Raw genomic sequence first — 26,594 nt, forward strand, 5'->3', positions numbered from 1 at the left:
AAATGAAATTAACGACAGCAAATTTTTATTTCAATACGCTAAAATTACTTTTTACTGGCGCAATGTTATGTACTCCAATTGTTGCTTCCGCATACATTCATGGTGAGGTTCGCACCGTTGGTGGCCCTAATATCTTTAGAGTAGAGTTAAATAACGCAACATTTCCGAATAACAGACCTGGTGAAACTGCCAGAGTAAATTTTTCTTTACCTGATAGATATTTAGCAACAGTTTATTGTCCTAAAGATCCCTTAGTTCCTAATTCTCGCACTTATTATATGGCGAATTCTGACCTACGCTATTTAGGTAATAATTACTATGAACTTAATGAATACGTCGATGTTCAGATCAAGTTTTCTATTTGGGGCCCAGAAACACTACCTACAGTTCCTTTTATTGAAAAACCTAACAATCGAAATGGGCAACAAGGTTGCCGTATTCCTGAATCACCAAAACCCAACATGTCGTCAGGAAGCAGCGGTGTATTAGTATTTCGTCTAAAAAAACCGATTATTAATGGTGTTTCATTAACAGGGCAAGCTGTAGCTCAAATGTATGCCCGTGTGGGTAATGGCTTATATCAAGAGTATGGCCCGGAACCAATTTCAAAATTAGTGATTAGTTCAGGAATACTGACCACTGAAGATAAATGCACATTTAATAATGGCTCTCCAATTACCTTTGATTTTGGCAATGTTGGTAATACTTCTGACTATTTAAATGGCCAAAATTACAAGATCACGCGCAATATTCCAATAAAATGTGAAGGTGGTAGTTTTACTAATCCTAACAGTCGAATTATGTTTAAAATTCAAACAGGAAGCTCAGGTGTTGCTAGCTTTAATCCTAATTACCTTGGTACAACAGGACCTGTAGATAGAACAAATCTAGGTATTGTTTTAAGAGACAAATCAGGAACGATTGTGCCACCTAATCAATATTTCTCTGTTGGGAAGCTGAGTAATTTTAAAGGTAATTGGGAAGTTACTGCTGCTCCTATTGCAAAGGCAGGGAGCAAAATTACAGAAGGTGAGTTTTCAGCACATGCCACATTAGTTGCGGAGTTTATGTAATGAAAAGCTCAATAATAAAATCGGCTATTTCTCTTTTATTATTACTTTCACCTTCTGCCTATGCTGTGACAGAGCTTATTGGCGGTGATATGGAGTTTAAAGGTGTTGTTGTCGCACATGGTTGTACCATTGTTGCTGGAGATGAAAATAAAGTAATCGATTTTAAGCAGATATCTGCCAAAGATCTCTATACCTTTCAAAAAAGTGAACCCGTTGCTTTTAGTATTAGTTTAGAAAATTGCAGTCAGGACATTTATAAAAGCGTCACGATTACGCTAGATGGGAAAGAACATCCTACAATGCCCAATCACATTGCTGTTGTCGGCACAGGATCTGAAGATCCTAAAAGTATCGGGATTGTATTTACAGATGTTCAACGCAATGTTATTCAATTAAAAAAGCCGAGCTCAACTCGACTTCTTAATAATAAACGTATTCAATTTAATTTTATGACGTATGTTGAGGCATCGTCCTCTGCACTAAAAAATCAAACTTTACTAACTGGCCCTTTCCAAGCCCAAGCAACATATACCCTTAATTATCAGTAAATATTATTCTTTTATTGCTGGTTCAGTATTGATTATGGCTGGACTGGCTTTTTGCTTTTTAAGCTGTTTCTTTTCAGCCCTTCTCATTTTAAAAAACTGACTTAAAAGCTGCGAACATTCTTCACCTAATACACCTGAAGTTATCTCAACTTTATGGTTCATTCCGGGATGCTGCAAGATATCAATAAATGAACCAGCCGCACCTGTTTTTAAATCTGAGGCACCATAAACCACCCGTTTTACCCGGCTATGCACAATCGCTCCGGCACACATCACACAAGGTTCAAGGGTAATATAAAGAGTCGCATCGAGTAGACGATAATTTTGTAAATGCTTTCCCCCTTTGCGTAACGCCATAATCTCTGCGTGTGCAGTGGGATCGTTATCGATAATTGAATGATTCCATCCTTTAGCAATGATTTTATTATCAACGACTAATACTGCACCCACCGGTATTTCACCGATTTCTTGTGCTTTATGCGCTTGCTCAATCGCTTTATGCATCCAATAAATATCATCTTTAATTTTATTCACAAGGATATCTCTTCATTATCATATAGCGAGATATTGTACCCTGTTTTCTATTGATAACTAAAGAGATTGTCTTGAATTGTTTATGACAAAGATAGCAAGATGAAATTTTAGTTTACGCGCGCTTCTGTGGCTAATTTGACAGCTAAAGTGCCTAAAATTGTCGCCATAAACCACCGTTGAACCAATGCCCAACGAGGCCTTTGCATAAAGAACCCTGCAATAGAACCCGCTGCAATAACAATCAATGCATTTACTACAATGCTAATAATAATTTGAATACTACCTAACACTAATGATTGATTTAAAACACTGCCATTTTGAAGGCTAATAAATTGAGGTAACAGTGATAAGTACATCAACGCAATTTTAGGATTGAGTAGATTAGTGATAAAGCCCATTACAAAGAGTTTTGTCGTATTACCTGAAAGTAATTTTTTCGGATGAAAAATAGAACGCCCGCCGGGTTTAATAGATTGCCAAGCGATATAAAAAAGGTAAATAGCACCACAAATTTTTAATGTATCGTAAGCATAAGGTACTGCCATAAAAATAGCGGTAATACCAAATGCCGCTAATAACATATAAAAAATATAACCGACAGCCACGCCAACTAATGAAATAAATCCGGCTTTTTTCCCTTGAGAAATTGAACGAGAAATCAGGTAAATCATATTAGGACCCGGTGTTAACACTAATCCCAAGGATAAAAGTGCAAACGTCCACATATTAAACAGCGTTGGCATAGTACACCCCTTATTTTATTGTATTATTTAACATCAATAACAGAGTGTTAGGTGTGCTGGATAACACAAAAAATACTATTTTTTGTTATTTGTTTTTTATTTATTGCCAAAAAGCAAGGATATCTCGATAAACACTTATCGAACATTATCGCCAACAGAAAACCCAACATTAAAAAACATTATGTAATGTTATTAGTGCAACTGGCTTTCATTTCTCTTCATTAATAAGTATTTAATCTTTTATTTATGTATGCTAATAAAGCATTTTAGCGATGCTACTTTAGGAAATTCACTATAAATGGTAACCTTACTCCCCCTTACTTAGTGCCTATTAAACAAAAGATTGGGGTAATATTCCTATTTGAATGATAAAACACTACTTTATCGGATATAGCGACACAAAACTGATAGATGGTAACATATAAGTGCAAGATATAAGTTACTGAAATTTAATAATTTATATATTAAGTGACTGATATGGCTTTACTAATTACGAAGAAATGCATCAACTGCGATATGTGTGAACCTGAATGCCCAAATGATGCGATTTCAATGGGGGATGAAATTTATGAAATTAATCCTGATCTTTGCACTGAATGTGTAGGACATTACGATAAACCAACTTGCCAATCGGTTTGTCCGATTACTAACACGATCATCACTGATCCTGCTCATACTGAATCTCAAGATGAATTATGGGAAAAATTTGTGTTGATCCACCACGCAGATAAGATCTAAACCTTAATCGATGGATTTTGTGGGTGATAAATCTAAGAGAGCTATTTTTCTAAAATAACTGTCGCACAAGCATAACGCTGTTCATCAGCAAGTGTTACGTGAATAGAGTTTATCCCCGCTTTCTCTGCCATCTCTTTTGCAACCGCTAAAAAATGCAATGTAGGTTTGCCTAATTCATCATTACGCACTTCAAAATGGTTGAAAGCCAATCCTAAACGAATACCTGTTCCTAATGCTTTTGCCGCTGCCTCTTTTACTGCAAACCGCTTAGCTAAAAAACGTACTGGCTGTTTATGTGATCGATAAATTTCCCATTCAGTATCAGTAAGAATGCGACGAGCAAGGCGTTCACCAGAACGCCCTATAATTTCTTCGATACGTGATATCTCGACAATATCCATACCTAAACCAACAATAGCCATTAGCGACGCGCTTCTCGCATTAAGCGTTTCATTTCTTCAACCGCTGGTGCTAATCCACTAAATACTGCTCTACCAATAATGGCGTGACCAATATTCAGTTCATACAGTTCAGGTAATGCAGCAATACGTTGCACGTTGTGATAGTGCAGACCATGTCCTGCATTCACTTTTAAACCTTTAGATGCAGCATAAGTGACTGCATCACGAATACGAACAAACTCTTTTTCTTGAGCCATTTCATCTTCAGCGTCAGCATAAGCGCCAGTGTGGATCTCAATAAAAGGAGCACCAACACGGTCGGCTGCGTTAATTTGCTCATGGTCAGGATCAATAAATAGAGAAACTTTGATACCCGCTAAAGATAAGCGTTTAATTGCATCAGCAACTTTAGCTTCATTGCCAACAACGTCTAAGCCACCTTCTGTTGTCACTTCTTGGCGTTTTTCAGGTACTAAACAGCAAAAATCAGGCTGAGTTTGACAAGCTATCTCGATCATCTCTTCAGTGACTGCCATTTCCAGATTTAATCTTGTCTGAACCGTTTGGCTTATCAGCATTAAATCGCGATCAGTGATATGACGTCTATCTTCACGTAAATGGATAGTAATACCATCAGCACCAGCTTGTTCTGCAATAAAAGCCGCTTGAACAGGATCGGGATAAGTTGTGCCACGGGCATTACGAAGGGTGGCGATATGGTCAATATTAACGCCAAGTAGAATATCAGACATGCTCTTCTCCTGAAAAATAACGTTGCATTACCTTAGTTTACACATTCCATAGAGAAGAAAAAGACAATATTACTGTTCTGCCATCAATGCTCTTTTCTTTGGGGCTTTTTTAATGGCAAATTGTCTAAAAAGTTCTCTACTTTTTAATGGCTTTCCGCCTAAATAGGGCTTCAATGCCATTCGAGTAAACCTTTTAGCCGCTTTTAATGTTTCAACAGTAGGAAATTCACGACTAGCTAAGGATTTTAATTCAAATCCAGTAAAACTATTATGATCAACCACTAAACTCGCAATAAAGCCTTTCTCTTCTCGATAACGATAAGTCATCGAATCTGAAACTGGCTCTCCACTTCCCGCACAATGCAGAAAATCTAAGCCATAGCCAAGTTGTGTTAATAACGCGAGTTCAAAGCGTCTCAGTGCAGCTTCAGGTGTAGTATCGCTAGCAGCAAGAATTTGCAAACAGGAAAGGTATTCAAAAAAAAGTACACTATAAGACGTACCATTTTCTAAAACGCGAGATAATAACTCATTGAGATACAAACCACTGTATAGGACAGAGCCTGTCAGCGGTAATGCTAAAGAGATAGGTTCAGCATCACGAAGTGTTTTAACTTCTCCTCGCCCACTCCAACGAATGAGCAAAGGAGTAAAAGGTTGAAGCGCCCCTTTTAAGGGTGAACGACGGCCTCGCGCACCTTTTGACAATATGCGTACTCGTCCTTCATTTTCAGTGAAAAAATCGAGTAACAGACTCGTTTCACTGTAAGGTCGAGCATGGATAACAAATGCACGTTGCCAGCCATCCACTTCAGTTACCTACTTTAAATCGTCCACATAGCCAAGGCTACGTAAAGCACGTTCATCATCAGCCCAACCCGCTTTGACTTTCACCCAAAGTTCTAAGTGAACTTTGTTTTCAAATAAGTCTTCCATATCCATACGGGCTTCAGTACCAATTTTCTTGATTTTCGCACCTTTATTACCAATAACCATCTTCTTCTGGCCTTCACGCTCAACCAGAATTAATCCGTGGATATCATAACCACCACGCTCATTGGTAACGAATTGTTCGATTTCAACCGTGACAGAATAAGGCAATTCTTCACCTAAAAAGCGCATCAGTTTCTCACGAATAATTTCTGACGCCATAAAACGCTGAGAGCGATCAGTAATATAATCTTCTGGGAAATGATGAGTCGCTTCTGGTAAACACTTACGTACGATTTTCGCAATCGTATCGATATTCATGTCTTTTTCAGCACTGATTGGTACAACATCAAGAAAATCCATTTGTTGACTTAAAAAGCCAATGTGTGGAAGTAACTTGGTTTTATCAGTCACGTTATCCACTTTATTAATTGCTAATAAAACAGGGCAACGTAATGATTTTAATTTATTTAATACCATTTCATCGTCAGGCGTCCAGTTGGTGCCTTCGACAACGAAAATAACCAATTCAACATCACCAATTGAACTGCTTGCTGCACGGTTCATCAATCTGTTGATGGCTCGCTTTTCTTCAATATGCAAGCCCGGTGTATCCACATAAATAGCTTGGTAAGCGCCATCTGTATCAATACCCATGATACGGTGACGCGTAGTTTGCGGTTTACGTGATGTAATAGAAACTTTCTGCCCCAGTAATTGGTTCAGTAGTGTTGATTTTCCCACATTTGGGCGACCGACTATCGCAATAAATCCGCAATAGGTTTGTTCTTCGCTCATTCAAGCTCCAGTTGTATTAATGCCTGTTCAGCAGCGGCCTGTTCAGCTTTACGACGGCTTGTACCCATCCCTTTGACAGGTTGTTCGATACCGCTTATCTGACAATGGATCGTAAACTCTTGATCATGGGCTTCACCACGAACCTGTACCACAATATAAGAAGGTAATGGTAAATGACGGCCTTGCAGATACTCTTGCAAACGAGTTTTAGGATCTTTTTGCTTATCGCCCGGGCTGATTTCAGCCAAACGATTCTCATACCAATTTAAAATAATTTTTTCGATATTTTGAATATCACTATCGAGGAAAATAGCACCAATTAAAGCTTCCACCGTATCTGCTAAAATTGATTCGCGACGAAAACCGCCGCTTTTTAATTCCCCTGGGCCTAAACGTAGACATTCGCCTAGTTCAAATTCACGCGCTAACTCAGCGAGTGTATTTCCACGAACAAGTGTTGCTCTCATTCGACTCATATCACCTTCATCAACACGAGGAAAGCGATGATAAAGTGCGTTAGCAATCACATAGCTTAGAATTGAATCACCTAAAAATTCTAAACGTTCATTATGTTTACTGCTGGCACTACGATGCGTTAAAGCCTGTAGTAATAATTCATTTTGCGTAAAAGTATAGCCCAGTTTCTTTTGTAACTGGTTTATTAATAAAGTATTCATGTGCGATCAATTTCCATAACTTAATTTGAAGCACACGCAACAAATCTGTTTAAGACAACGAGAAATTATCGAGTTGGATAACAGAACTGTTGCGTTTGCACTGGCCCCTGTCAATAACAGGGGCCAATCATATTTAAAGAAGCGACATATTCTACACTTAGATAAGAAGGAATGCTGTCGCTATTTTGTTAATTATTACTTAATGCCACCGATACGGCTAAAACGAACGCCTGTTGGCCATTCATTCTCTACTTTTTCAAAGCTCATCCAGATTGTTGTCGCTTTACCGACTAAGTTCTTCTCTGGAACAAAGCCCCAGAATCGACTATCAGAGCTACCGTCTCGATTATCACCCATCATAAAGTAATGGCCTTCAGGAACAATCCACGTACCGACAGGTAATCCAGGTTGAATAAACTCAGGCATCGTCATATCACCAGGTATTGTCATAATACGGTGAGAGACTTTATCAATAGTTTCTACCCTTTCTTCTTCACGTAATTGAGTTGCTGTTGAAATAGGCTCCTCAATTGGAATAGATTTCATACCATTAATACGCTGACCACCCGGTACATTTTGTAATAACAACGTCCATTCACTTGGATAAGCAGTACCGTAATTTACTGATATTTCTTCATTGCAAATAGCTTTATCACAATTTGGATAGATATGAAGTTTTTTCGACATCATATCATAAACAATTTTATCGCCCGGTAATCCAATAACACGTTTAATAAAATCAGTAGAAGGATCACGAGGATATTTAAATACTGCAATATCACCTCGTTTTGGCTTCCCTGTATTAATTAACGTTGTCTGTGTAATTGGATCTTTTAATCCATAAGCAAATTTTTCAACCAAGATAAAATCGCCAACCAACAAGGTTGGCATCATGGAGCGAGAAGGTATTTGAAACGGCTCATACACAAATGAACGCAGAACCAAAACAATAATCAAGACTGGAAATAAAGAGCCTAATGTCTCCGCCCAGCTTGGCTTATTAATTGATTTTGCTAACTCTTGCTGATCCTCGGTCCCTTGCGTCATCTCTTGAAGACGCTTTAGTTTTGCTTTTCGGGCAGGCTTGAGCTTAAAGCGCTCAATTCCCCAAAAAATTCCCGTTATTAGCGTTGCCAGCGTTAGGATCAAGGCAAACGTGTTAGCCATGTTTTCTCCTTAAATTATTTATCTTTACCAACATGAAGGATGGCTAAAAACGCTTCTTGTGGTAGCTCTACGTTACCAATTTGCTTCATACGTTTTTTACCATCTTTCTGTTTCTGTAACAGTTTCTTCTTACGGCTAACGTCACCGCCATAACATTTGGCTAATACGTTTTTACGTAACTGTTTAACAGTTGAACGAGCAATAATGTGGTTACCAATTGCTGCTTGGATGGCGATATCAAACTGTTGACGTGGAATAAATTCTTTCATTTTTTCCACCAATTCACGACCACGATAAGGTGCATTATCGTTATGTGTAATCAATGCTAAAGCATCAACACGCTCACCATTAATCAAGACATCTACACGAACCATGTTAGAGCCTTGGAAGCGGATAAAGTTATAGTCTAAAGAAGCATAACCGCGTGATGTTGATTTTAATCGGTCAAAGAAATCTAATACCACTTCAGCCATCGGAATTTCATAAGTTAACGAAACCTGATTACCATGATAGACCATATTGGTTTGAACACCGCGTTTTTCGATACATAAAGTAATTACATTACCTAAGTATTCTTGCGGTAATAGCATATGACACTCAGCAATAGGCTCTCTGATTTCTTCAATATTATTCAGTGGTGGTAATTTAGACGGGCTATCCACTAATACAATATCACCGTTAGTCATTTCAACTTCATAAACTACGGTTGGGGCCGTTGTAATCAGGTCAAGGTCATATTCACGTTCTAAACGTTCTTGAATGATCTCCATGTGCAGAAGACCCAAGAAACCGCAACGGAAACCAAAACCTAATGCAGATGAACTCTCTGGTTCATAGAATAATGAAGCATCGTTTAAGCTCAATTTACCTAATGCATCACGGAATGATTCATAGTCGTCAGAACTAATTGGGAATAAACCGGCATAAACCTGTGGCTTAACTTTTTTAAAGCCAGGTAATGGTTTATCTGCTGGTTTTTGGGATGCTGTTAAGGTATCCCCAACAGGTGCACCTAAAATATCTTTAATACCACAAACAACCCAACCAACTTCGCCACAATTTAATGATGTTGTATCAATTTGTTTGGGTGTAAAAATACCAATACGGTCAATATTATAAACTTGTCCCGTACTCATTACCTTGATTTTATCGCCTTTACTTACTTTACCGTTTTTAACACGAATAAGTGAAACAACACCCAAGTAATTATCAAACCAAGAGTCAATAATCAGTGCTTGTAATGGTGCCTCAGGATCGCCTTCAGGCGCTGGGATTTCTTTAACAAGACGCTCGATAACTTCTTTAACACCAATACCTGTTTTTGCAGAGCAACGCACTGCATCTGTGGCATCGATCCCCACAATGTCTTCAATCTCTTCAGCAACACGCTCAGGCTCTGCTGCTGGTAAATCTATTTTATTTAAAACAGGAACGACGGTGAGATCCATATCCATCGCTGTATAGCAGTTAGCTAATGTTTGCGCTTCAACCCCTTGCCCGGCATCTACGACCAATAAGGCGCCTTCACACGCTGCGAGTGAACGAGATACTTCATAAGAGAAGTCAACGTGTCCTGGGGTATCGATAAAGTTAAGCTGATAAACTTCACCGTCATCAGCGGTGTAATTTAAGGTTACGCTTTGCGCTTTGATTGTAATACCACGTTCACGCTCAAGATCCATAGAATCAAGAACCTGCGCAGCCATTTCACGATCTGTTAAGCCACCACAAATTTGAATAATTCGATCAGATAACGTCGATTTACCGTGGTCAATATGTGCGATAATGGAAAAGTTACGTATGTTTTTCATTCTGAAATTATTTTTCTCTATTGCTTTGCTCTATAAATCTGGCTTTGGAGTCATTCATGGACACAAAGCGAAAACTCTATATTGCAGGAGTTATGATTGATGACGCATTCTACACATTAGAGACATTATACTCAAAGAAACGTTCATCAAACACAAACATTTATGCTAAGACTTGCATTTATTTGTAATTTTTTGCGAGTATTTTCTAGATAAAGAAATGCGTTAATTTAAGATGAGTATTATTACAAAAGCGGCATGATAAAAATAATGGGGCAAATGCCCCATCTCTTTAATCTGCTCATTATTCTTGAAATTGAACTTTAAGTTCATGAGGTGGAAGCCCTATTTGCAATATAACAGGCTCAAAACCTTCGTCTTTACTCCACCAAGTCGCCACTTTTTTTGCAAATAAGAAACCAAGGATACCACCTACAAGCCCACTGCAAAAAATAGCAAACTCACTAGAAAACCAAAGGCTCGCAATGCCTGCGACAATAAATAGACCAATAAGTGGCGTTAAATACACAAGCATTGCAGAAAGAAGTAGATTATTTTCAGGAATACCCACTTCCACTTTTTGCCCCTCGACTAAAGTTTGTGCAACAGGAAGTTCAAGTTGATGAACTGTCTCTGGCCCTATTTTATTTAATAAATAAGAGCCGCAGGCAGCACGAGCTTGGCAACTACCACAGCCAGAAGAAGAGCCGTAGCGTAATAACGCTCGACCTTCATGCCAATGTATAACTGTTGCCCACTCTTTAACCATAACTTATACCCTTTACTTTTTCGTAAATACAACACTATTAACTATTGCTTGTGCCGTAGGAAACGGTAACTGACCAATAAAGGTAATTTCATTACCTTCTTTGTCATAGGTATAAATTGTATTACGACCATACCTTAACATTTTATCGCGTTCGGGCGAATTAACCTGTTGACCACTTTTATTAACATAAATAGAGAAGTCAAATAAGCCATCGCTAAATAAAATCGACTGACTAAACTCTGTTTCAGAAATCTGATGGTTACTGCGTTTTACCTCTTTAAAACCTTCAGGTAATTGACTAACTGACCAGTTATAAACCAATGGCTTAGATTTTGGCACAAGTAATAAAGGAGGCATATTGACAGTACGTAATGAATTAAGTGCATCTTTAACTTCACTTCCTTCATTAACGGTGATCACTCGAAATTGCTCAATGATGTCATTATTCTTATCTAACAGATCGACTCTTAAAGGCAGATATCTTTCCTCATCAATAAACAAGACATAATCGTAGCGGTCATTGTTTTTCGATAGCACACGAACAACTCGGCTCGGAATATCACCAATATGCGTTCTACCTGCATCAATAAAATTATAATACCCCGATAACTCATTGAAATTTTGGTAAATGATAGAAGGGATATAATCAACGATATGATCATTTCTTAAGCTGAAGGCATCTAAACCGGGTTCAAAATAACTGATTTCATCACCACGTTGAACAATTTCACGGCGAGTACTATCCATTTGCATTAATTGTGCAAGTGGTTTGCCATCAATCAGAGTGTGACGGTAGCGAATAGGAACAATACCTTGAGAATTGATATTGATAAAAGATAATTCATAGGTAGAGCTTTGACTTATCTGACCCATCTTTTGCAACAAAGCCTCGACACTACCTGTTTGAGGTTGCGCCAAGGCTTGTATCGGCATTGACAGGCTCCCCACCAGCAATAAGGTGGATAACCATGATTTTTTCATTACGACTGTTTCATTCCCACACGTTATTTATACATTCACATCTATTATTACTGTGCTACAACAGGTTGAGTTTCACCTTGAGCGCTGATTGGCGCTTCATTTTGTGGTGCATTATAGATACGACGATCTAACTCATACTGTTGCAACATTAATCCAAGGCGCTGATTACGCTCTTGTAAACGTGTTTGCTGGTCTTTACCTAAAGTATCGTTTTGAAGATTTAAACTTACAGGCGAACCTGAACCCATAATAGGTTGAGTATTAAATACAGGTGTATCTACTTGAAAATCTTCAGAACCACTTTTTCCATTATATTGCTGAACACCAACAATAACAGCTAATGAAACACAAGCCGCGACACCGATTTGAGTTAACTGACTTGCCCAAGGACGTAACGTTTGTAAGAAAGAGTGCTGACGCCATTGTGATGGCGCAGGTTGCTGCTCTTGTTGTTGTTCAGGACTTATGCGAACAGGTTCATTCTCTAAAGCGAGCGCAACGCGACTTGCGATATCGAAGTGGACTACTTCACCTACATCACCACGCATTGTGTCACGAATTAAATGGTAGTGTTGCCATGTCTCTTTCATAGAGTCATCACGAGCAATTGTACCCATTAATTCTTTATCAAGAATTTCGCCATCCATAAATGCAGAAAGTTTTTCTTTTTGCATGTAAAAGTACCCTTCAGTCAATGATGGTTCACCCACAATTAAAACTCTTGTATTAATGGTTGAACCTTATTATCAATAGCTTCTCGCGCCCTAAAAATACGTGAACGTACTGTTCCGACAGGGCAGTCCATAATGACCGCTATCTCTTCATAGCTTAGCCCGTCAAGTTCCCGAAGTGTAATAGCAACCCTTAAATCTTCAGGTAATGACTCTATGGTGTGAAAAACCACTCTCCGTAACTCTTCAGACAACATTAAATTCTCAGGGTTCGAAATTTCTTTTAGTGCATTAGGTGATTCGAAATTTTCAACATCACTCGCATCTAAATCATTCGAAGGCGGACGTCGCCCCTGTGCGACCAGATAATTTTTTGCTGTATTCACAGCAATGCGATAAAGCCATGTATAAAACGCACTATCTCCACGGAAAGAACCAATGGCGCGATAAGCTTTAATAAAGGCCTCTTGCGAAACATCTGGCACATCGCCCTGTGGTACATAACGGGAAATCAGGCTTGCTACCTTGTGTTGATAACGGATAACCAGCAAATTAAAGGCTTTCTGGTCACCATTTTGTACCTTTTCAACCAACATTTGGTCCGTTAACTGCTCGCTCATTAGAGATGGACTCTCCCGAAGTCAAGCTTCGCACTATTTTTAAATGACTCCGTCATATTTACTCTCGTTATTCCTTCTCGTTTTATGAGCTACAAGACTTGGAGTGCAAAAATAGCATGAAGTTCAATTCAATCATTATTTTAAGAGATGAATCACAAAAAAATCATCATGGTGATCACCCAACCAAAATGCAATTTGCCAATAAAAAAACGATAACACAATGATATTATTTAAATATATACGATTACTTACAACAATATATATTATCTTAAACAATGTATTATTAAATATAGATTTAATAATATAAATAAAAGTCAGTCACCCAAGAGCGAAACTTATCAGTGTAATGCCCTCCATTATTACGAATAATAAGTTCATCTATACTACATTCAACACTGCTTTGATTTTGTCTTTGAAATGCTAACAAAATTCGATGATAAGGTTTATCTGCACTATCTTTAATATTAACGCGTCTTGCAATATTCCACTCTTTTTTTTCTGCGATTTCAATAAATTGCTCACCAATAGAGTAAGGTAATACAACACAGAACAATCCATCTTCGGTGATAAGTGATTGTGCACTATCCAGCAATCCCTCATGCGTTAAGGTTTTGGTATAACGTGCTTGCTCACGAGCATCATTACGGCAAGCAATTGCTGGTTCAAAATAAGGAGGATTACTTACAATCAAATCATACTTATTTTGCGCTTTTTCAGCATAATGATAAATATCATCATGATGAATATGAATAAGTGAGCGCCATTGTGACTCTTGAACATTTTCCGTAGCTTGTGATGCAGCCTTTTCATCGAGTTCAATACCATCTAGGCGTTCAATTTGATTCGCTCGCTGAGCTAACATTAATGCAATTAATCCACTCCCTGTACCAATATCAAGCGCACTTTTTACATTATCGATAGGTGCCCAAGCACCTAATAAAACACCATCTGTCCCCACTTTCATTTCACACTTATCATGAGCAACAAAAAATTGTTTAAATGTAAAACCACCTTTACGTAATCCCACTTTCTTCACTTTCTTTTGATTCATCTATTGGCTCTATTAATTCGTATTACTATCTCTTTTATTAATTATCATTCATGTCATTGAAAAAGAGATATATAGTATGATAACGCGTCTACCTACCCTATCTTAACATTAAACTATTTGTATACGATGCTCGCTTATTTAGATTAAGCCTAAAAACAACGAATACCTTCGTCTATCGGTAATATATAATGTGATAGCGGTAAATCCTCTGGCTTTTAGCGGGGGATAATGTCAAAATCCGCGCCCTAAACAGAGGTATACAATGACAGCCACGACATTTTCCAGTCTTGAACTTGATGACAGTTTATTGACCGCATTAGAAGAAAAAGGATATCAACGTCCTACTGCTATTCAAGCAGATGCAATTCCTGCCGCAATGGATGGACGCGATATTTTAGGCTCTGCGCCAACAGGCACAGGGAAAACTGCGGCCTTTTTGCTTCCGGCAATTCAACACTTGCTTGATTATCCACGTAAAAAATCAGGCCCACCACGTATTCTTATCCTAACACCAACTCGCGAACTTGCTATGCAAGTTGCTGAGCAGGCAAAAGAATTATGTGCGCATACACATTTAGATATCGCCACTATCACAGGCGGTGTTGCTTATATGAATCACGCTGAAGTCTTCAGCGAGAACCAAGATATTGTTGTTGCAACAACAGGTCGTTTATTACAGTACATCAAAGAAGAAAACTTTGACTGCCGTGCGGTAGAAATGCTGATTTTAGATGAAGCAGACCGCATGCTAGATATGGGTTTTGCTAACGACATCGAAACGATTGCAGGCGAAACTCGCTGGCGTAAACAGACATTACTGTTCTCTGCAACACTAGAAGGTAATGCGGTTATTGATTTTGCACAGCGCATTCTCAATGAGCCTGTTGAACTTAATGCTGATCCATCTCGCCGGGAACGTAAAAAAATTCAGCAGTTCTATTATCATGCTGATAATCTCGAACATAAAACAGCGTTGCTTGCTGCACTATTGAAGCAAGAAGATGTTAAAAAATCGATTGTCTTTGTTCGCAAAAGAGAGCGTGTAAGAGAACTTGTCACTGCGCTAGAAAAACAAGGTATTAAATGTAGCTACCTTGAAGGTGAAATGGCGCAGACACAGCGTAACGATGCGATCAAACGTTTAGAATCAGGCAAAATGAATGTGCTTGTTGCCACAGACGTTGCTTCACGTGGCCTTGATCTAGATGACATCACACACGTTTTCAACTTTGACTTACCTCGTACTGCGGATGTTTACTTGCACCGTATTGGTCGTACAGGACGCGCAGGTCGTAAAGGTATCGCGATTTCATTAGTTGAAGCTCACGATCATCCATTATTAGGGAAAATTGGTCGTTACGTTCAAGAGCCTATTAAATATCGTGTTGTTGCCGAACTACGTCCAGAAACCAAAGCGCCAAGCCTGAAAGCAACATTCAAACCTTCTAAAAAAGTGCTCGCTAAACGCAAGGCGAAAAAAGAAGAAGAGAAAAAAGCGGTTAAAGAAAAAGTGCGGACTCGTGATCGTAAAAATATCGGTAAACGTCGCAAAGCAGTTGCTGAACATACAGAAAAGAATGTGGCTCCTACTGCACCAGCAAAAAAAACGAACACTGATAACGAATAATCTGTACTCTTTCTGAACTTATAAAAAAACCGTATCTATATAAGGTAGTTACGGTTTTTTATTGTTCTCTTTTCTTTCTTATTTTATATAGAAAAAATCTTATATAGAAAAATAAAAAAAGCCCGATATTTTCATATCGAGCTTATTATTAACTTATTACTTTAGTGAAAATTACAGGCTTTCTGTGAAAGTACGAGTAATAACATCACGTTGTTGTTCTGGAGTCAGAGAGTTAAAACGTACTGCATAGCCAGAAACACGAATAGTTAATTGAGGATATTTCTCAGGATTGTTAACAGCATCTTCCAGTGTTTCACGGCTTAATACGTTAACGTTAAGGTGTTGGCCACCTTCTACACGAACAACCGGTTTTGATTCTACAGGTACTTCTCGGTATTCGATATTGCCTAACTCTTTACGGTTAATCACTTGGCCTTCTTCAAAGCCTTTTTTAGCACAGATGCAACGAGCTTCGCCGTTTTCATCATCCAATAACCAGAAAGAATGTAATAAATCGTCGTTATCAGCTTTAGTAATTTGGATACCAGTAATCATTTCGACCTCCAATGTGGGCACAAAATCAAATTCCAATCTCATATCAGAACTTGGGTATTTGGTCTAACCAATGTTTCTGTCTACTTATATACCAGTATAAATGGCGCCATTCTTTGATAAATATCAATAAAATTCATAAGCACTTTAGCCAGAAAGGTGCAAAGTGTTGTTTTAAATCAATAATCACTTATAGCTTATTTGCAATTTTTTTTGTAAATTTTCAAATAAAAGTTGAGAGAACAATTAATTCTTATTTTTAGGTCGTAATATTTTCATTCCCATTATGAAATCGGTAAGCTTAGGCACTATAAGATATCAACAAGGATTTTAGGTTATGACTACACCATTAACTTGGCATGATGTGATAGGCGCTGAAAAAGAAAAGCCTTACTTTCATCAAATTATGTCTCAAGTCGCACAACAAAGAGCCGCAGGTAAAATCGTTTATCCACCTCAAGAAGATATTTTTAATGCTTTTCGTTTTACACCTTTTGATAATGTAAATGTAGTTATTTTAGGGCAAGATCCTTATCATGGCCCTAATCAAGCACATGGACTCTCTTTTTCAGTACGACCGGGCGTGCCAGTGCCACCTTCGTTAGTCAATATGTATAAAGAGCTTGAAAAAGAATACCCTGATTTTAAACGCCCCAACCACGGCTATTTAGAAAGCTGGGCAAAACAAGGTGTTTTATTGCTTAATACAGTATTAACAGTAGAGAAAGGCCAAGCACATTCTCATGCTAACTATGGTTGGGAAATCTTTACTGATGCAGTAATTGAACAAATCAATCAGCGTAGGGATGGGGTTATTTTCTTACTTTGGGGTGCCCATGCTCAGAAAAAAGGGCGTTTTATTGATACCAATAAACACGTTATTTTAAAAGCACCTCATCCATCACCACTCTCTGCCCACAGAGGCTTTTTAGGTTGTGGTCATTTCAAACAAGCCAATGATATTTTACAGCAGCAAGGTCGTACACCTATTAATTGGCATCTTGATCCTATTGAATAATATCGCCCCATAAAACATAAAACCGCACAATAACAAGAATATTAAATAATCTTCGTATTGTGCGGTTTACTTTATCTACATGTAATAACACATGTGATAACAGATGCTTTATCGGTATTATTTAGAAACGATAACCATAGCTGGACGTAATAAACGACCATTCAAGGTATAACCTTTTTGCATAACATCAACCACATGATTGGATTCATGTTCAGGACTATCAATTAAAGTCATGGCTTGGTGAACTTCAGGGTTAAATACCACATTTTTTTCTTCAACCACTTCAATGCCAAACTTACGAACAGCATCTAAGAAGGATTTCAAAGTTAACTCTAACCCTTCAATCATCGGTTTCATCGTTTCATTTTCATGATCTGCCGCAGATAAAGCACGCTCTAAATTATCGAGCACAGGCAATAACTCATTAGAAAACTTCTCAAGTGCAAATTTATGCGCTTTCTCAATATCTTGCTGAGTACGGCGACGCACATTTTCAACTTCAGCGAGAGCACGAGCCATCGCTTCACGCTCTGTTTTTTGTGATTGCTCCAGTTGTTTTTCAAGAGAATCGATACGCGCTAATGCTTCCACTAACTCAGCTTGAGCATTAAAGTCCGCTGTTGTTTCTTCGGTCATTACTTGCTCTTGAGATTCATCCATTACAGATCCCATTCCTTCTTTTTCTTTTGAGACTTGCTCTTCATGTACATTTTGTTCTTTACTACTCATGAACATCTCCGCGTAGTTTTGGTATTCATCTTCATATTTAGTTTATTATGGGGATCAATAAACGGGTTTCAAGGAATTGGCGTAAAACGAGGGTAAAAAAATGCCAGATAATACCGTAACGGAAGAAAAACACTTTAAATGCATTGGCATTGTTGGTCATCCACGCCACCCTGAAGCAATTTCAACTCATGAAATGCTCTATCATTGGCTATTGGCTCAAGGCTATGACGTTATTATTGATACACAAGTTGCTCAAGAACTAAAACTAGAAAATGCACAAACAGGTGATTTAACACAAGTTGGCAAAGTTGCCGATCTTGTCATTGTTGTTGGTGGTGATGGTAATATGCTTGGCGCTGCACGCGTTTTATCTCGTTATAATATCAAAGTAATTGGTGTTAACCGGGGGAATTTAGGTTTTCTTACAGATCTTGATCCTGATAATGCCTTACAGCAATTAACCAATGTATTGGCAGGACACTATCGTGAAGAAAAACGGTTCTTACTTGAAGCTCGAGTCTGTGCTGAAGGTCAAAGAACACGTATTGGTACCGCAATCAATGAAGTCGTGCTTCATCCCGGTAAAGTCGCTCATATGATTGAGTTTGAAGTTTACATTGATGATCGCTTTGCTTTCTCTCAACGTTCTGATGGCTTAATTATCGCAACACCAACGGGATCAACCGCCTATTCACTATCTGCAGGTGGTCCTATTTTAACGCCAAACCTTGATGCTATTGCGCTTGTGCCTATGTTTCCACATACATTATCAGCACGTCCTTTAGTTATCAGCAGTGATAGCCAAATTCGCTTAAAATTCTCACAAACAAATATCGATTATGAAGTCAGTTGCGATAGCCAATTAGTGTTACCGATTAAAGAAGGTGATGAAGTTATTATTAAGAGAAGTCGTCAAAAGCTCAATTTAGTTCACCCAACTGATTACAACTATTTTAATACACTCAGCTCAAAATTGGGTTGGTCGAAAAAAATGTTCTAATTTTTGTGCCTCTCTACTTTACTGTATAAAAAACCAGTTTATACTGTATGTAATTACAGATATGTTTTTATACACAGGAGAGGCACTATGCTGACTCAATTAACCATTAGTCATTTTGCCATAGTCCGTGAACTTGAAATCGATTTTTCTGGTGGCATGACCACCATTACAGGCGAAACTGGCGCAGGTAAGTCTATTGCAATTGATGCTCTAGGTTTATGCTTAGGTAACCGTGGTGATGCCAATATGGTGCGCCCAGGTGCAACTAGAGCCGATTTATGTGCACGATTCTCACTCTCTGATACACCATCAGCACAACGTTGGCTTGAAGAACATCATCTTGATGATCATAACGAATGCCTATTAAGAAGAACTATCTCTACTGATGGGCGTTCTCGTGGTTTTATCAACGGCACTTCTGTACCTCTTTCACAATTAAGAGAGCTTGGTTCATTACTTATTCAAATTCATGGGCAACATGCTCACCAACAACTTCTAGAGCCTCGCTATCAAAAACAACTTCTTGATATCTATGCCCATGAACCTGCTTTATTAAAAAGCATGAAATCAGCTTATCAAACATGGCATCAAAGTTGCCAAACTTTAGCTACTTTTCAACAGCTCTCTTTAGAACGAGAAGCAAGACAGCAACTGGTTGATTACCACTTAAAAGAGCTCAATGAATTTCAACCAGTACAAGGTGAGTACCCAGAATTAGATCAAGAATATAAACGTCTTTCTAACTGCGGTCAGTTTTTAACACTAAGTCAAAATAGCTTACAAATTTTAAGTGACAACGAAGAGCAAAATATTTTAAGTATGCTCAATGTGGCTAAACATGAAATTACTGAGCTAACCTCAATGGAAAGCCAGTTCAACTCATTATTAGAGATGTTAGAAGAAGCCACTATCCAAATTAGTGAAGTGAGCGATGAACTTCGTCACTATAGCGATCGTTTAGAGATGGACCCTAATCGCTTATTTGAAGTAGAAAAACGCATGTCTAAGTACATTAATTTGTCACGTAAACACCGCGTCGCACCCGAAGAACTCTATGATCTTCATCAGCAATTAATTGAAGAGAAAAATGCCCTACTTCGTCAAAATGATGATTGTGAGGCTTTAATAGAACAAGTCAAAGCTGATCATTTAATGGCATTAGATGTCGCAAAACAACTGCACCAAGTTCGCCAACAATATGCGAATGAATTAAGCCAACTTATCACTAATAGTATGCATCAATTATCAATGCCACATGGTTATTTTACTGTTGATACCCATTTTGATGACAACTCACTACAAATCGATGGTGCCACAAAAGTTGAATTTAATGTCACCACAAATCCAGGGCAACCTCATCAAGCACTTTCTAAAGTCGCTTCAGGGGGTGAGTTATCACGTATTGCACTCGCAATCCAAGTGATCACAGCAAAAAAAATGGATACCCCAGCACTTATTTTTGATGAAGTTGATGTGGGTATCAGTGGTCCAACAGCTGCTATTGTGGGTAAATTACTACGTGAGTTAGGCGAGTCAACTCAAGTCATGTGTGTCACTCACTTACCTCAAGTTGCAGGTTGTGGCCACCAACACTATTTCGTCAATAAAGAGACAAATGGTGAAGAAACAGAAACAACCATGAAACTGTTATCGAAAAAAGAACGTCTACAAGAGCTCGCTCGCTTATTAGCAGGTAGTGAAGTCACTAAAAATACCTTAGCAAATGCGAAAGATTTGTTGGCTGCATAACGATTAACAAACTTTTATTGATATTTAGGGTCATAGGCAGAGCGTGAAAGGTTTTCAATTGCTGCGTTGTCGATTATCATCGTCACTATGACCCTAAAAGGAATGTAATAACCATGCGTTTTAAACTGTTAAAAGTTGCCGCCTTATCTTTAGTCGTAATGACTTCAGGTTGCTCTATGTTCGAGAGACTGGTTTATCACCCAGATATCAATCAGGGAAATTATTTAACGCCAGCCGAAGTCGCAAAAGTTCAGCAAGGAATGACACAGCAGCAAGTCCAATTTGCCCTTGGTACGCCAATGCTTAAAGATCCTTTCGGAAGCCAGACTTGGTATTATGTTTTCCGTGAAGAGCCTGGTCATCAAAAAGTACGTCAAGAGACTCTCACTCTGACTTTTGATAGCAATGGCATACTGACTAAGATTGATAAACAAGGCAATATGCCTAGCTTCTCAGCACCTGAAACAAAATCGTAATGCGATTGCAGTGCTAAAAAAACTTAGTTTTGTATAAGATTGGCAAAAACGAATTGCACCCCATACGTTAAATTTGACGTTGGGGTGTGTTTTTATAAGGAGAAAATGCTTTATAACAGTGTTGTCTTTCTTGTATCTGTCTGTAATCAAATGGCCTATCAATGCAGTATATAAAACTCCCACCTATTAGGCAGAAAAGTATAATATCAATCCGCTTTTTGTCGTGCTTTTTCAGCGCGTTTACGACGCATTTCTTTAGGATCAGCAATTAAAGGTCGATAAATTTCAATTCTATCGCCATCTCGCACATTATCGCTTAATTTTGTTGGCCGACTATAAATACCTACTTTATTTTTAGTCAAATCAATATCACTACAAATTGTTAAGATATTTGAAGCAATAATAGCTTGTTCAACCGTGTCCCCTAACGTTAGTTCAACAGGGATAAGATACTGCTTATCGGGCAACGCATAGGTTACCTCTACCCATATTTTAGTCACGATAGATCTCTTTCGCTCTGTGAGTAAATGCTTGAACCATATTGTTCGTTAAATCTTTAAAAATACGGCCAAAAGCTAACTCAATTAATTTATTAGTGAACTCAAAGTCTAGCTGAAATTCTATTTTACACGCATTATCATCAAGTGCGGTAAACACCCATCCCCCTGTTAATTTACGAAAGGGGCCATCAACAAGACGCATATCAACACGCTCATTAGTCTTTAAAAAGTTATGGGTAGTAAATGTTTTACTAATTCCCGCTTTAGAGACATTTATTGATGCAATCATTTCTTCTGGTGTGCTTTTGATCAGTTTACTTCCAACGCATCCTGGTAGAAAATCAGGATAAGTAAGAACATCATTAACCAGTTTAAACATTTGCTCTGTGCTAAAAGGGACAAGAGCAGATCGACTAATCTGAGGCATAGTTATTCCTGTACGACAACACTGTGTGTGATCATATCATTGAACAGTGACTAATTAAAAATCTAATGGAATATAGCTTAAGTTTTATGCAATTGAAAAGAAAACAGTCGGTTAAATGATTTCTTTCTATTGCTCATACAGTATAATGTGGACATTATGACAAAGAAAAAATCACACAAACCTGGTTCCGCGACCATTGCGTTAAACAAACGTGCTCGCCATGAATATTTCATCGAAGATGAGATAGAAGCGGGCTTGGCGCTTCAAGGCTGGGAAGTTAAATCACTGCGTGCAGGAAAAGCCAACATCAGTGATAGCTACGTTGTCATGCGTGATGGCGAAGCTTATCTTTTTGGTGCAACTATTACCCCTTTAAATGTTGCATCAACTCATGTGGTTTGTGATCCGACACGCACCCGTAAATTATTATTAAAACAACGTGAACTTGATAATCTTTATGGTCAAATCAACCGTGATGGTTATACCGTTGTTGCTCTTTCCCTTTATTGGAAAAACGCTTGGTGCAAAATCAAAATTGGCGTTGCAAAGGGTAAGAAAGATCACGATAAACGCGATACCATTAAAGATCGTGAGTGGAAATTAGACAAAGCACGTATTATGAAAAATGCCAATCGCTAAATTGCGTTAAGTACTAGCAATTACAAGTATTTTTCTGATATACTCGCTTTCAACAACTTGGGGCTGATTCTGGATTCGACGGGATTTGCGAAACCCAAGGTGCATGCCGAGGGGCGGTTGGCCTCGTAAAAAGCCGCAAAAAAATAGTCGCAAACGACGAAAACAAACTAGCACTAGCAGCTTAATAACCTGCTTAGCGCCCTCTCTCCCTAGCTTCCGCTCTTAAGACGGGGATCAAGAGAGGTCAAACCCAAAAGAGATCGCGTGGATGCCTAGCTTGGGGTTGAAGCGTTAAATTTAATCAAGCTAGCTTATTCATGGCGTGTCTGTCCGCAGTGGGTAAGTGAAATTAAAGACTAGACTAAGCATGTAGTGCCGCGGATGTAGAAATTTCGGACGCGGGTTCAACTCCCGCCAGCTCCACCAAATTTGGTGGGTCAGTGATAGGACAACGGTTTCAAAAACAAGAAGTTAGCGAAATCGATAGGACTACACACTGACAACAAAAGGACTATGAATGACACGCAAATGACACGCGGATCATTTAAAGTTTAAAAGGCTCACTTCGGTGGGCCTTTTTATTAAGATCGACAAGGGTGAAAAATGAAAACGTCAGAATTAATTAAGAAGCTACAAGAAATAGATAAAACTGTACCTTTTGATGCTGACATTGTTACTGGTGATGACTGGCTCCCTTGTGGCGTTGAAAATGTTTACCACGCCCCACCCAATACATATATTCAATTTAACTCCTATGATGCCGACGAGATGTGGGGAGACCCACAAGAAAATAATAGACGTACATCTATTGTCGAGCTATCAGCACGAGTTAGCGAAATAAATAATATAGTAAAAATGATAGAGTCCAACCCTTCAATTACAGCCTGGGATATAATAAAAGAATTAAATTTCAGATCTAAACGAATGTCAGAAATGGCTAATTTATTGAAAAAATAAAGCAGTGCCAGTTATCGAATTATATATTCAATCAGTTATCAATTTCTGGTGTCTTATTGGTGTTCTGATTAACTCTTATCATACCCTTTAGTTTTTTTATACCTATTTTCAGCTTGAATAAGATACTCTTTAACTTTCCTTATTGTACTTTTTATCTCATCATCTGAAAGATCACTCCCTAAACTATAACTACGAAAATCTTGAATTAAAAAAGGCAGTGCTATTTCTATAGTGGCGTTTCTTTTCTATATATTTTCTGTATATTTTCCATATACCAAATAAATATCCTTGCCTTATCCCCATATTTAATAATTTTATTTTCTCTATAGTTTTTTAGTACCAAAAGAAACTTTTCCATCTCACGCATTCTCACGTTATAAATGGATTGCTCTAGCATCTGTACACGAACGGAAATAAAACATCCGGGATGCAGTGAGCCCTTAACCCTGAAAAACAATCTCTCCTCTATATTTCTAAGCTGCCTATGTGGCAGTGAACAATAGTATTGTCATAGAAAAACAAGATACAGCAAGGTGTTAGCAACATTTAGCTATTTTTACCTTGCTTAAAACAGCAAAATGTAACCATCTGTTTTTGTTATCGTTTTTAAAGAACAAAATAAAAGGGTTAATTATTGAATATACTTAAGTCAAAACCAAAGTTCAACGTTCCGGGTACTTTCACAAAAACCACCTACGCATTTTCTGCCATAAAATCTATTTAATGAAAAATCAAATCACATAGCGAACAATAATAAAATTTTAAGAAGCAATAAATACGTCGTTTTTATATAAATACTTAAAATACAAAGGCCCTAGTTTTTACACTGGGGCCTATTAGGAATAACTTGATATAAAATACCGCAAGTAATTTAAAGAGTAATAATCTTCGAACCTATCATTGTCGCTTTTCCGCCCACTCTCACTCGACTAATCGTATTTTCCGTTGAATCAATAATAACGTGAATAAGAGAGGAGCATTGCATTGCACGCCCTTGCTCTAATAGAAAATGTGTTTTATGAGGGAAAACATGCTTAACAAGATAACAACCTAAAGCGCCACTAGAGCTCCCAGTTGCAGACTCTTCATTAATACCATATAAAGGCGCAAAATTGCGACAATGAGCAGTAATTTCTTTATCTTGGCTAAGCTCGAAAACATGAAAACCGATAGTATTAAATTCACGACTTAGATTTGCTATTGCATCAAAATTAGGCTTTAGCATATCTAATTGCCCAAATTGTACGGGGATCAAAATATCGGGTAATCCCGTTGAAAATATTTCAATGGGTAAGCCGGTTTCTAAGATAACTTCGCGATTTATTCCCAGCGCAGTAGCCACATCGTCGACACTTGGAGCTTGTCGTGAAACGGGTAGTGATTGCTCCATAACAACATTTTCAGTATCAATCGCTACGCTTAAAATACCTGCTTTCGTTTTTTGTGTGTAATGGCCAGAAGCCAATAAGTTGAGTGAAGATAAAGTGAAAAAGACGGCTAATGTAGCATGACCACAGAAATCAACTTCTCCTTCAGGAGTGAAAAAATCAACCTTAAAATCAGTCTCTTCGCCTTGATAAACAAAGGCCGTTTCAGAAAAGCCGACTTCTTTAGCGATAGCAATTTTCTGTTCATCACTTAATAGAGGGGGATTAAGTACTACGCCAGCAGGATTACCACCTTTATTATTTCGAGTAAATGAGTTTATAAGGTGTACTTTGATCTCGTGCTCTACTGAGCGTATAACTTCATTTTGCATATATTACTCGCATTGCTTCACATAGCATCAAGCCTGTGTGTAAAAATAAAATCTATCTTGTTTTTAAGTATTAAATAAAATATCCATTAATTATGGACAATCTTCCGACACGCTATCTAAACCTTGCTGTTTTTGTTCAAATATGACGTTTTTCTTATCGCCCTCTCGGATAATTTTTAAGATATAGATACTATCAAAATCACTACTTTTCCATTTAGGTATTAATTTAGGATCACCACCCTCTTGTTTCATGATATCTCGTGCCACTTTGACTAAATTATCGTGCTCCCATGCAATAAAAATAACTGAATTCTCATATTGCTGACTGAGCAGATCTTCGCGTAATTCTTTTATCTCTTTAGCATGATATTGAAGATGGATAGGCAATGAAGTTTTAATGGCGATAGGAGAAATCGTTTGAAGTGAACGTAATGAATTACCTAATTTACTTTGTTTAGGTGCTGCTGCAAATAATGCATCAGGTTTGCCAAATTGATTTATAAGCACATCGGGTAGTGCTAATGCTCTATTTAATCCTTTACAGGTCAACTGCCCACTATCATTATCAGGCTTTTCGCCATGTCTTATAAAGACAAGGGTTTGATCGGAATACGCCATATGACTAAATCCTAAAATAAATATGCTCAAAAATATAAATACACTGCGCATACAGCGTTACCTTTAAGTCGATTGAGTCTAAGAAATATAGAGTGTTAAAACACATCTCACATTAACCATAAACTCACCTGTTTTAAGTCATCCAGTTTATCACAACCAAAAGTATTTCAGAGGTGAGCAAGTCTTAGATAACGTGCATTTAGCCATTCTTATAATCTCTTTACCTTTATTCTACCTTCTAAACATCTCAAAATTAATTAACAAATATTAAAACCGCTCAAA

Annotated in this window: 30 protein-coding genes and 1 other RNA gene; 11 read left to right on the forward strand and 20 right to left on the reverse strand. The window is 38.0% G+C overall.

The features are described from left to right. Positions 1-2 precede the first annotated feature (2 nt). Complete coding sequence (locus GTH25_RS12220; RefSeq protein WP_075673676.1) at positions 3-1,073, forward strand: fimbrial protein; 1,071 nt, start codon at positions 3-5, stop codon at positions 1,071-1,073. Further along, the gene (locus GTH25_RS12225) at positions 1,073-1,621 is read left to right on the forward strand and encodes a fimbrial protein (RefSeq protein ID WP_075673675.1); all 549 of its coding nucleotides are present in this window, start codon (positions 1,073-1,075) and stop codon (positions 1,619-1,621) included. The genes GTH25_RS12220 and GTH25_RS12225 overlap by 1 nt, the downstream gene beginning before the upstream one ends. Before the next feature lie 3 nt (positions 1,622-1,624). Here GTH25_RS12225 and tadA read toward each other — a convergent pair whose 3' ends face one another. Continuing rightward, positions 1,625-2,155, reverse strand: coding sequence for a tRNA adenosine(34) deaminase TadA (gene tadA / locus GTH25_RS12230; RefSeq protein ID WP_075673674.1), 531 nt, complete (start codon positions 2,153-2,155; stop codon positions 1,625-1,627). A gap of 107 nt (positions 2,156-2,262) precedes the next feature. Then, complete coding sequence (locus GTH25_RS12235) at positions 2,263-2,898, reverse strand: LysE family translocator (protein WP_075673673.1); 636 nt, start codon at positions 2,896-2,898, stop codon at positions 2,263-2,265. A gap of 477 nt (positions 2,899-3,375) precedes the next feature. Here GTH25_RS12235 and GTH25_RS12240 point away from each other — a divergent pair, with 477 nt between their 5' ends. Beyond that, on the forward strand, positions 3,376-3,636 hold the full coding sequence (locus GTH25_RS12240; RefSeq protein WP_075673672.1) for a YfhL family 4Fe-4S dicluster ferredoxin: 261 nt from the start codon (positions 3,376-3,378) through the stop codon (positions 3,634-3,636). A 41-nt stretch (positions 3,637-3,677) separates the two neighbouring features. Here GTH25_RS12240 and acpS read toward each other — a convergent pair whose 3' ends face one another. The 12 genes from acpS to trmN all read right to left on the reverse strand — a co-directional run bounded on the left by acpS (position 3,678) and on the right by trmN (position 14,261). After that, entirely contained in the window at positions 3,678-4,058 is a 381-nt protein-coding gene (gene acpS, locus GTH25_RS12245) for a holo-ACP synthase (protein WP_099659373.1), read from the reverse strand. Then, positions 4,058-4,789, reverse strand: a complete 732-nt coding sequence (gene pdxJ, locus GTH25_RS12250; RefSeq protein WP_075673670.1) for a pyridoxine 5'-phosphate synthase — start codon at positions 4,787-4,789, stop codon at positions 4,058-4,060. The genes acpS and pdxJ overlap by 1 nt, the downstream gene beginning before the upstream one ends. Before the next feature lie 69 nt (positions 4,790-4,858). Beyond that, positions 4,859-5,599, reverse strand: a complete 741-nt coding sequence (recO, locus tag GTH25_RS12255) for a DNA repair protein RecO (RefSeq protein WP_075673669.1) — start codon at positions 5,597-5,599, stop codon at positions 4,859-4,861. A 9-nt stretch (positions 5,600-5,608) separates the two neighbouring features. After that, entirely contained in the window at positions 5,609-6,517 is a 909-nt protein-coding gene (era, locus tag GTH25_RS12260; protein ID WP_023581601.1) for a GTPase Era, read from the reverse strand. Then, on the reverse strand, positions 6,514-7,194 hold the full coding sequence (gene rnc, locus GTH25_RS12265; RefSeq protein WP_075673668.1) for a ribonuclease III: 681 nt from the start codon (positions 7,192-7,194) through the stop codon (positions 6,514-6,516). Before rnc ends, era begins: the two co-directional genes overlap by 4 nt. 195 nt (positions 7,195-7,389) lie before the next feature. Next, positions 7,390-8,361 (reverse strand): signal peptidase I, encoded by a 972-nt coding sequence (gene lepB, locus GTH25_RS12270; RefSeq protein WP_075673667.1) that lies wholly within the window; start codon positions 8,359-8,361, stop codon positions 7,390-7,392. 14 nt (positions 8,362-8,375) lie between these two features. Then, on the reverse strand, positions 8,376-10,172 hold the full coding sequence (lepA, locus tag GTH25_RS12275; RefSeq protein WP_075673666.1) for a translation elongation factor 4: 1,797 nt from the start codon (positions 10,170-10,172) through the stop codon (positions 8,376-8,378). A gap of 301 nt (positions 10,173-10,473) precedes the next feature. Further along, the gene (rseC, locus tag GTH25_RS12280; protein ID WP_099659371.1) at positions 10,474-10,938 is read right to left on the reverse strand and encodes a SoxR-reducing system protein RseC; all 465 of its coding nucleotides are present in this window, start codon (positions 10,936-10,938) and stop codon (positions 10,474-10,476) included. A gap of 12 nt (positions 10,939-10,950) precedes the next feature. Then, a complete protein-coding gene (gene rseB / locus GTH25_RS12285) occupies positions 10,951-11,919 on the reverse strand; it encodes a sigma-E factor regulatory protein RseB (RefSeq protein WP_075673664.1) in 969 nt (322 codons plus the stop codon). A gap of 47 nt (positions 11,920-11,966) precedes the next feature. Then, positions 11,967-12,593: an anti-sigma-E factor RseA gene (gene rseA, locus GTH25_RS12290; RefSeq protein WP_229578322.1), complete on the reverse strand. Its 627-nt coding sequence runs from the start codon at positions 12,591-12,593 to the stop codon at positions 11,967-11,969. A 38-nt stretch (positions 12,594-12,631) separates the two neighbouring features. Continuing rightward, entirely contained in the window at positions 12,632-13,210 is a 579-nt protein-coding gene (gene rpoE, locus GTH25_RS12295) for an RNA polymerase sigma factor RpoE (protein ID WP_006533574.1), read from the reverse strand. A 295-nt stretch (positions 13,211-13,505) separates the two neighbouring features. Then, a complete protein-coding gene (trmN, locus tag GTH25_RS12300; protein ID WP_164530602.1) occupies positions 13,506-14,261 on the reverse strand; it encodes a tRNA(1)(Val) (adenine(37)-N(6))-methyltransferase TrmN in 756 nt (251 codons plus the stop codon). A gap of 262 nt (positions 14,262-14,523) precedes the next feature. On the opposite strand from trmN, the gene srmB reads away from it, so the two are divergent. Further along, entirely contained in the window at positions 14,524-15,888 is a 1,365-nt protein-coding gene (gene srmB, locus GTH25_RS12305; RefSeq protein ID WP_075673661.1) for an ATP-dependent RNA helicase SrmB, read from the forward strand. Positions 15,889-16,059: 171 nt separating this feature from the next. Here srmB and grcA read toward each other — a convergent pair whose 3' ends face one another. Then, positions 16,060-16,443, reverse strand: a complete 384-nt coding sequence (gene grcA, locus GTH25_RS12310) for an autonomous glycyl radical cofactor GrcA (RefSeq protein WP_023581591.1) — start codon at positions 16,441-16,443, stop codon at positions 16,060-16,062. Positions 16,444-16,777: 334 nt separating this feature from the next. Between grcA and ung the strand changes: the two genes are divergently transcribed. Beyond that, on the forward strand, positions 16,778-17,458 hold the full coding sequence (gene ung / locus GTH25_RS12315; protein WP_164530603.1) for a uracil-DNA glycosylase: 681 nt from the start codon (positions 16,778-16,780) through the stop codon (positions 17,456-17,458). Between the two features lie 117 nt (positions 17,459-17,575). Here ung and grpE read toward each other — a convergent pair whose 3' ends face one another. After that, positions 17,576-18,187, reverse strand: a complete 612-nt coding sequence (gene grpE / locus GTH25_RS12320; protein ID WP_075673658.1) for a nucleotide exchange factor GrpE — start codon at positions 18,185-18,187, stop codon at positions 17,576-17,578. 100 nt (positions 18,188-18,287) lie between these two features. Between grpE and nadK the strand changes: the two genes are divergently transcribed. The 3 genes from nadK (at position 18,288) to bamE (ending at position 21,412) form a co-directional block, all read left to right on the forward strand. Then, positions 18,288-19,187, forward strand: a complete 900-nt coding sequence (nadK, locus tag GTH25_RS12325; protein WP_083629114.1) for an NAD(+) kinase — start codon at positions 18,288-18,290, stop codon at positions 19,185-19,187. An 87-nt stretch (positions 19,188-19,274) separates the two neighbouring features. Beyond that, positions 19,275-20,936: a DNA repair protein RecN gene (recN, locus tag GTH25_RS12330; RefSeq protein ID WP_083629113.1), complete on the forward strand. Its 1,662-nt coding sequence runs from the start codon at positions 19,275-19,277 to the stop codon at positions 20,934-20,936. Between the two features lie 113 nt (positions 20,937-21,049). Next, the gene (gene bamE / locus GTH25_RS12335) at positions 21,050-21,412 is read left to right on the forward strand and encodes an outer membrane protein assembly factor BamE (RefSeq protein WP_075673657.1); all 363 of its coding nucleotides are present in this window, start codon (positions 21,050-21,052) and stop codon (positions 21,410-21,412) included. A 206-nt stretch (positions 21,413-21,618) separates the two neighbouring features. Here bamE and GTH25_RS12340 read toward each other — a convergent pair whose 3' ends face one another. After that, positions 21,619-21,912 carry an RnfH family protein gene (locus tag GTH25_RS12340; protein ID WP_075673656.1) on the reverse strand — a complete coding sequence of 98 codons (294 nt, stop codon included), beginning with the start codon at positions 21,910-21,912 and terminating at the stop codon, positions 21,619-21,621. Beyond that, entirely contained in the window at positions 21,905-22,339 is a 435-nt protein-coding gene (locus tag GTH25_RS12345; protein ID WP_006533588.1) for an SRPBCC family protein, read from the reverse strand. Before GTH25_RS12345 ends, GTH25_RS12340 begins: the two co-directional genes overlap by 8 nt. A gap of 156 nt (positions 22,340-22,495) precedes the next feature. On the opposite strand from GTH25_RS12345, the gene smpB reads away from it, so the two are divergent. The 3 genes from smpB to GTH25_RS12360 all read left to right on the forward strand — a co-directional run bounded on the left by smpB (position 22,496) and on the right by GTH25_RS12360 (position 23,935). Next, entirely contained in the window at positions 22,496-22,978 is a 483-nt protein-coding gene (gene smpB / locus GTH25_RS12350) for an SsrA-binding protein SmpB (protein ID WP_075673655.1), read from the forward strand. Positions 22,979-23,037: 59 nt separating this feature from the next. Beyond that, positions 23,038-23,404: a transfer-messenger RNA gene (gene ssrA, locus GTH25_RS12355) on the forward strand. Between the two features lie 177 nt (positions 23,405-23,581). Continuing rightward, a complete protein-coding gene (locus GTH25_RS12360) occupies positions 23,582-23,935 on the forward strand; it encodes a hypothetical protein (RefSeq protein ID WP_164530604.1) in 354 nt (117 codons plus the stop codon). Between the two features lie 871 nt (positions 23,936-24,806). Here the strand turns inward: GTH25_RS12360 and GTH25_RS12365 are convergent. Together GTH25_RS12365 and GTH25_RS12370 are read right to left on the reverse strand one after the other, a co-directional pair. Further along, positions 24,807-25,694: a PhzF family phenazine biosynthesis protein gene (locus tag GTH25_RS12365; protein WP_099659346.1), complete on the reverse strand. Its 888-nt coding sequence runs from the start codon at positions 25,692-25,694 to the stop codon at positions 24,807-24,809. Between the two features lie 90 nt (positions 25,695-25,784). Beyond that, positions 25,785-26,363, reverse strand: coding sequence for a phosphoglycerate mutase family protein (locus tag GTH25_RS12370; protein WP_156733781.1), 579 nt, complete (start codon positions 26,361-26,363; stop codon positions 25,785-25,787). Between the last annotated feature and the right edge of the window lie 231 nt (positions 26,364-26,594).

The sequence above is a fragment of the Proteus terrae subsp. cibarius genome (assembly GCF_011045835.1).
Taxonomy (GTDB): domain Bacteria; phylum Pseudomonadota; class Gammaproteobacteria; order Enterobacterales; family Enterobacteriaceae; genus Proteus; species Proteus cibarius.